2 protein-coding genes are annotated in these 1,514 nt (G+C 34.5%); both read right to left on the bottom strand.

The window, feature by feature from the left end:
• Positions 1–566 precede the first annotated feature (566 nt).
• Entirely contained in the window at positions 567–902 is a 336-nt protein-coding gene (locus T359_RS0117445; RefSeq protein WP_026518505.1) for a hypothetical protein, read from the bottom strand.
• A gap of 339 nt (positions 903–1,241) precedes the next feature.
• The coding region (locus T359_RS22905; RefSeq protein WP_026518504.1) for a hypothetical protein at positions 1,242–1,514 on the bottom strand (273 nt) is incomplete at its 5' end.

Genomic DNA, 1,514 nt, shown 5'->3' with positions numbered 1-1,514 from the left:
TTGCAGCAAAATCTTACCACATAAAAATCGGTGATCAACGAGACCACCGATTTTAATAAAATTAAAAAACTTACACACTTAACTTGACACTCTCTATTACTTATAATTCCATATTTCTGTTTCTTACGCTCTCCGAATACTTCAGTATAGTTTTTCATTATGTTTTTAAGAGCCCTTCTTTTTATGCTATATCTGCTTTTCTGCAAAAAAATGCTTGAATAAGATAATCTTCTGATGCTCCGTTTTTTATCAAACTCTCAGTTATTATGTATAACTTATTAAATAGTCCTCAGCAGATTTACTATACAATGTTTTCATAGTAACAAAATCTAAATGTAATAATTAGCGCTCTACTTGTAACAATTAACAGAAATACTCAATTCAACCTTTTTTTATCAGACATGCCTATGCTTTACATAATCTTTAAAACTATTACAACGAGCGGTACATTCGCCTTCATTCATCAAATGTACCGCTCCTCACCATCTTGCAAACATATTTTCTGCATATTAATATGCCATTTTATATGCAGATAGTGCCTGCCTATATGCATATAAATTTATCAATTATCGTTCCATGCTGTGCTTCTTCGAATTCACCACTTTCTTCGGAGCATTGTGTTCATCAATATGATCCTTGAAATAAGAGAGATTATCTCGAACGCTCTTCTTTGAAGGATGAAGAAATTCTTCAAAATCTGCAGCTAATCCTTTTATATCTATAAAGTTCTCATAATTCAGGATCTTAGCAGTCAATGAGCGTATTGTATTTCTCAGCTTTTGAATTGTATCGGACTTCTTTGTCAGCTCCTCATTGTACCTGGCTGAAAGATTTTTCAGTCCTACACCAGCCTTACTCATTTTGATGAGTTTATCAAAGGATTTCTTTGTTTTTTTTACCATCTGAGTCCCGCCAAAGAGATTAGGAACATCAACAGCTTCTTTCTTAATCTTAGATATTTCGGCATTTACCTTCTTATCATCCCCTGCTATCTCCTCAGCTTTTTTTCTCAGAATCCTCCTTTTTCTTCTGAGCCAGGTTGTACTTTTCTACTGCCTGTCCAAAAACTTTTTTATACGCTTCTTACAAAGGCTCCTGAATATAGAATTCATCCAGAACTATCCTTTCCTCCACAACATTTTCTGCCACGAATGATCTGTTATTATGAGAAAGGCTACCTTTACCAACTACAAACGATATAGTTGTTACCATATAGTTATTTCTCCTTTACATCAAATAGTCTATTCTATATTTTCAAGTACATCTTTAAACTTTCCTTCAAGAAAATGGCGATAGTCCGGCTGATCTTCAGCCGCTTTATACTCCTGAATTACTGTATTACGAATCCAAGCTCTCTTCTTCTGGCTTTGATTCTCATATCTTATAAGGCTAATAAGACCTTTGCTTTCAGCTTCTAGGATTTCCATATAAGCATCAGGAACATATTCGCAATCACATACCTGCACTGGTATACTTGAAGTTCCAGCATCGGGAATACCTATACAATAACCGGA

The sequence above is a fragment of the Butyrivibrio sp. MC2021 genome, assembly GCF_000621605.1.
Taxonomy (GTDB): Bacteria; Bacillota; Clostridia; order Lachnospirales; family Lachnospiraceae; genus Butyrivibrio.
This window is presented reverse-complemented; position numbering and strand designations above follow the sequence as displayed.

Bases quoted from the DNA above. Each gene is read 5' to 3' on its own strand.
- T359_RS0117445 (WP_026518505.1), bottom strand. From the start codon at position 902: ATGGTAAAAAAAACAAAGAAATCCTTTGATAAACTCATCAAAATGAGT.